The following is a 5,015-nucleotide window of genomic DNA, read 5'->3' as shown; positions in this document are numbered from 1 at the left end:
CGCCCAGGAAGACCGAGTAGATTTGCTCATCGATGGTGAATTCCGCACCTTTTACTTCAATTTTACGTATAAAGCCTTACGGGATGCCCGCGGAGCCACTTATGGCATCATTAATACCGCAACGGATGTTACCGCCCAGGTCAATGCCCGGCAACAGCTGGAAGAAACCGAGCAGAACTTACGCGACGCCATTGAACTGGCCGAACTAGGTACCTGGAGTCGTAATCTCAATACCGGAAAGATCAGTTGCTCCAGCCGCATCCAGCAATGGTACGGATTTACCGAAGCCGAAACGGACGTTGAAGCGTTTATGGCAGCGGTGCATCCGGAAGACCGACACCAGGTACTGGATCTGATTTCTCAAGCCGTAGTTTTCCGGAAATCCGATCATTATTCGGCGGAATATCGGGTTGTAAACCTGCAAACGGGCGAGGAGCGGATTGTTCAGTCTCAGGGAAAAGTAACCTGCGACTCACAGGGAAAACCCTACCTACTGAGTGGAACGTCACGGGATGTGACTTCGCAGAAGCAGGCATCTCTTGGGCTAGAACGACTCGTTTCCCAGCGTACCCAGGAATTGCAGCAGGCCAATGAATTGTTACAGCGTTCCAACCGGGAACTGGAACAGTACGCGTACGTAGCCTCGCACGATTTACAGGAACCGCTACGGAAAATTCGAATGTTCTCAGGGATTATCCGGGAAATGAACGATTTACCCGAACGAGCCCGAAATCCGCTGGCCAAAGTCATCCACTCGTCGGAACGCATGACGCTACTGATTCGCGATTTGCTTGAGTTTTCCCGACTCCTGAAAGTCGATCGCGTGCTGACGTCTACGGATTTGAATACCATTGTCCAGAATGTGATTACGGATTTCGAACTCGCCATTCAGGAAAAGTCGGCTACGGTGGAAGTGGGAACTTTGCCCACGGTGAATGCCGAGTCGCTGCAAATGAATCAGCTGTTTTACAACCTGCTGAGTAATGCCCTCAAGTTTACCAAGGAAGGCGTACCGGCCCGGATCAGCATTACCTGCCAGCGTTTGTTACCCCAGGAAGCACAGACCTACGCTCTGCCCGAAGGGGCGTATTATGACATTCAGGTACGCGACAACGGTATTGGTTTTTCGGAGAACTACAAAGATCAGATTTTCGAAGTCTTTAAGCGACTGCACACGCGGGAAGTCTATCCTGGTTCGGGCATTGGCTTGGCGTTGTGCCGGAAAATCGTTCAGAATCACGGGGGCTTGCTGTACGCCGAATCGGAGGAAGGGCAGGGATCTACTTTTCACGTAATCCTTCCTGATCCTTCGGGAACATTCCACTCGTCGTCGATTTCTTTTTAAGCGGAAAATTCACGAATGAAGAGCACGGTGGCACCGGTTTTTTAGTATACTGGGTATAAATCAATACCACGAGACTATGGAAAATGCTGAAAAGAAAATCGACCCCAATCAAACCAAGCACCAACAAAATCCCAGCTTGTCCTCGGGTAAAGGTGATGGCGATGTCTACCATGAAAACCAACGGGTAGAAGTAGAAGAGGAGGGCGAACGTCCGGAAAAAGAACCGCTGGGTGGATTGGAAGTTATCCCAAACAAGCCGAATGTATCCTATACGGCTAGTGATGAGGAAGGTGATATCATCCGTCAGGAAAAAGAAAATAATCGGTAGGATCTTGAATTCCGTCTCAAGCGGTTCGCATCGTCCTAACCTTCCTAATAAAAAAACCTCGTACAAACGTGTACGAGGTTTTTTGTTATAAACTAACCACGGCCCGTTCTTCCTGTCGCAGCATTTTGGCGGGTACCACTTTCTGAATTTCCTCAGACAAAGCCGCTACTATTTTCTCTTTGAGGTAATTACGGCTGGTAACCAGACCGACTTCCCGCACGGGAGCGGGTGTCTGGAAGTACCGAATCAGTTCAAGTTGATCTTCCGTGAAATCCTGGGTTGCCAGTTCGGGCAGAATGGTCATACCACCCGATGTATTCACCATTTTCTTGAGTGTTTCCAGGCTACCTGCTTTGTATTCGATCTGGTGAAGATCGGCCGCCTGACGGGTCAGCTGGCAGAGGTGCTCAATCTGTGAACGCAGACAGTGACCTTCTTCCAGCAGCCAGAGTTCGTTAGGGTCCAGCTCCTCGGGAACCGCGTATTTTTTGTAGTACAGCGAATGCTCGGGTGAAACGTACACGAGTAGCTCTTCGTAAAACAGCGGATATTCCTTGAGCATATCATCCTGAAAAGGCGTAGCCATCAGACCAATGTCGAGTTGTCCATTTTTCAGCTGTTCAATGATGCTTTCCGTATTCTGTTCGGTAATCTTCAGCCGAATATCGCTGTAGGTAGTCAGAAACTGCTTCAGAAACAAAGGAACCAGGTACGGAGCAACTGTGGGAATGACGCCCAGACGAACCTCACCAGCGAGTTCATTCTTGCGTTCGTCAACGATGCCTTTGAGTTTTTCGCAGGATTGTAACACGTGTCGGGCCTGCTGTACAATCAACGCACCGATCTCGGTGGGCTGGGTGGGCTGCTTCTTGCGGTCAAGCAGTTGTACTTCCAGTTCGTCTTCCAGCTTCTGAATTTGCATACTCAGCGAAGGTTGCGTAACCGAGCAGGCATCGGCGGCTTTTCCAAAATGACCGTAGTCAGCAATGGCCACCAAGTATTCGAGTTGTGTGATCGTCATTAGAAAAACTTATTCTTTCTTCAGAATAATTGATTTGTATGATGGAGTAAAGTTGGCTTGTTTTGCAGCCGAAACCAAATAAAACATTTCCGGGATCGTCCTTTTCTAGTATTGCAAATTAGTCAATTGATTAGGATTATTCAAAGGAAAAATTGTTTTTATTGTTACTGTAATTCATTACTAAACCATCTTCTTCTCATGGCAAATGGTATGCTGGGCTTAGGTGCCCAATTCCCAGAATTCAAGAAAACTGCCGTTGTATCTCTCGAAAAAGGCAACGAATTTTATGACATCACGAGTGAAGATCATAAAAACGCTGGAAAATGGCTGGTGCTGTTCTGGTGGCCTAAAGATTTCACGTTCGTATGTCCCACGGAAATCGCTGCTTTTAACCAGAAAGCTTCTGATTTCGCGGATCGCGATGCTTTGTTGATCGGTGCTTCTACGGATAGCGAATTCGTTCACTTGGCTTGGCGTAAAAACCATGACGATCTGCGTGATCTGAAATTCCCCATGCTGGCGGATACGTCAAAGTCACTGGCGGAAGAGCTGGGCATCCTGACTGCTGACGAAAAAATCGCTTACCGCGTAACGTATATCGTTGATCCCCAAGGTATCGTTCGTTTCGTAGCCGCTAACGACCTGAACGTAGGTCGTAACGTAGACGAAGTACTGCGTGTACTCGACGCTCTGCAAACCGACGAACTTTGCCCCTGCAACTGGGTAAAAGGCGAAGAAACGATCAACGCCTAAGTCCAGGTCATATTTCAAAAGTATTTAATAACCCTGGTGAGTCAATCGTCAGGGTTATTTTCTAAGAGGCCACGCCTCTTTTCCCAAAACCCAACAAGCGTATGTTTGGCATTGCATCTGAAACCAAAAAGAACTTACTCGCTGAGATTAAATTGCCCGAGAGCTTCGAAAGCCTCTGGCTCGACCGTCTGAACGCGACCGATCACCGATACTTGAAGGACCTGCGTATCAACGTACAGAACGTTCTGAAGTCGCAGAATCTGACTAAGAAAGAAACGCTGTTGATGGCTCTTGGTGTGGCCATCAATGAGAAAAGTCAGGCTGCCGTCATTGAAGCCATCGAATCCGCTGCGAAAGCAGAAGGAGCGGAAGATAAAGAGATTCAGGAAGTAGCGGCTTGCGTTTCTTTGATGAACGCCAATAACGTATTCTACCGTTTCCGCCACTTCATGGATTCCGAAACGTACAATACGATGCCCGCGGGTATCAAAATGAGCATCATGGTGAATCCGGTACTGGGCAAGGAGTATTTCGAACTGTTGAGTCTGGCTATTTCGGCCATCAACGGTTGTGAAATGTGCGTAACTTCCCACGAAGCCAGTGTTCGTCAACACGGAGCCAGCCATGCCCGCGTATTCGATGCTATTCGTCTGGCGGCGATTTTCAAAAGCTTCCTGACGTTATTGTAAGAGTTGCCGATTCAGTTGTTGAAGCCATAGATCCCGGCTCTGGCAGGTCCAATGACTATCGCCCGGTTGGTACGCAGCAGGCCCCAGCGGCCGCACGAGTCGATACGCGTCTACTACTTTTAATTTCAGTCGTGGATCCGACTGAATTCGTTCGATCAGGTGATTATAGCGGCCCAGGTAATTGGCCGCTATAGTTGTTTTATTAGGGATGATGCTCAGGTACACCTCATCAAAACCCAGCGAATGGTACTTCTCGTAAGTCTGGTTCAGATGAGTAATGAGCGTACTGATTTCTTTATCGCTGACGGGATTAAAGTTGGAATTAATCACTGTTGAATCCGTATCCAGATTTAAGAGTAAATGCTGATGATCGGGCGTAATCGTCGTCATCGAATGAACCCGATTGAAGAAGGTCAGATTCATCCAGGCCTTAAATTCACGCAGGCGTAAGAAAATGGGCCAGTTGAACAGTACATTATCCAGTCGTTCTTCGGGGTAGGTAAGTCGTACATCCTTAGGCCCCGTCATAAACTCGTCGAAATCGGCCCGGTACGAATGCGTTTTTTCGACGGGTTTGACCGGCTCCGGGCTCAATACAAAGTTACTGACCGGCGTCGCCAGGTGTTCCCGGAAATGCCGCTCGACCGATTCAATCAGCAAAACATTACGGACGGACGTATCCAGGTGAATGGTCGTATGATCGTTCCAATGCGTATACGTATAGGTACGGGTCTGAAAATCCTGAGCATCCACCGAGCCGGGTTCCATGAAGCTATCGCCAATGGCGTACAGAGCCACGGGGGCCTGGGGCCTAGGATTACTAAATAATTTCCGACACGATTCACGAACGGCTTTAAACGCCGCCAGATTGGTAAATCG

Annotated in this window: 6 protein-coding genes; 4 read left to right on the top strand and 2 right to left on the bottom strand. The window is 48.5% G+C overall.

Annotated elements, in window-relative coordinates:
* A partial coding sequence (locus ACOJTG_RS09795; protein ID WP_420153657.1) for a sensor histidine kinase occupies positions 1-1,345 on the top strand: 1,345 nt, incomplete at its 5' end.
* A gap of 76 nt (positions 1,346-1,421) precedes the next feature.
* Complete coding sequence (locus ACOJTG_RS09790; RefSeq protein ID WP_420153656.1) at positions 1,422-1,673, top strand: hypothetical protein; 252 nt, start codon at positions 1,422-1,424, stop codon at positions 1,671-1,673.
* Positions 1,674-1,758: 85 nt separating this feature from the next.
* Here ACOJTG_RS09790 and ACOJTG_RS09785 read toward each other — a convergent pair whose 3' ends face one another.
* Positions 1,759-2,694: a hydrogen peroxide-inducible genes activator gene (locus tag ACOJTG_RS09785; RefSeq protein WP_420153655.1), complete on the bottom strand. Its 936-nt coding sequence runs from the start codon at positions 2,692-2,694 to the stop codon at positions 1,759-1,761.
* A 210-nt stretch (positions 2,695-2,904) separates the two neighbouring features.
* Here ACOJTG_RS09785 and ACOJTG_RS09780 point away from each other — a divergent pair, with 210 nt between their 5' ends.
* Together ACOJTG_RS09780 and ACOJTG_RS09775 are read left to right on the top strand one after the other, a co-directional pair.
* On the top strand, positions 2,905-3,447 hold the full coding sequence (locus tag ACOJTG_RS09780) for a peroxiredoxin (protein WP_207766434.1): 543 nt from the start codon (positions 2,905-2,907) through the stop codon (positions 3,445-3,447).
* Positions 3,448-3,548: 101 nt separating this feature from the next.
* Positions 3,549-4,136, top strand: coding sequence for a carboxymuconolactone decarboxylase family protein (locus ACOJTG_RS09775; protein WP_420153654.1), 588 nt, complete (start codon positions 3,549-3,551; stop codon positions 4,134-4,136).
* Here the strand turns inward: ACOJTG_RS09775 and ACOJTG_RS09770 are convergent.
* The coding region (locus ACOJTG_RS09770; RefSeq protein WP_420153653.1) for a hypothetical protein at positions 4,128-5,015 on the bottom strand (888 nt) is incomplete at its 5' end. The genes ACOJTG_RS09775 and ACOJTG_RS09770 overlap by 9 nt on opposite strands.

Source organism: Siphonobacter sp. (genome assembly GCF_048595215.1).
In the GTDB taxonomy this organism is placed as follows: domain Bacteria; phylum Bacteroidota; class Bacteroidia; order Cytophagales; family Spirosomataceae; genus Siphonobacter.
Note: the sequence above shows the minus strand (reverse complement) of the source record. Positions and strands in the feature narration are given on the sequence as shown.

What these genes read in the sequence shown, in the direction of transcription:
- ACOJTG_RS09790 (WP_420153656.1), top strand. Translation starts at nt 1,422, where the DNA reads ATGGAAAATGCTGAAAAGAAAATCGACCCCAATCAAACCAAGCACCAA.
- ACOJTG_RS09785 (WP_420153655.1), bottom strand. Translation starts at nt 2,694, where the DNA reads ATGACGATCACACAACTCGAATACTTGGTGGCCATTGCTGACTACGGT.
- ACOJTG_RS09780 (WP_207766434.1), top strand. Translation starts at nt 2,905, where the DNA reads ATGCTGGGCTTAGGTGCCCAATTCCCAGAATTCAAGAAAACTGCCGTT.
- ACOJTG_RS09775 (WP_420153654.1), top strand. Translation starts at nt 3,549, where the DNA reads ATGTTTGGCATTGCATCTGAAACCAAAAAGAACTTACTCGCTGAGATT.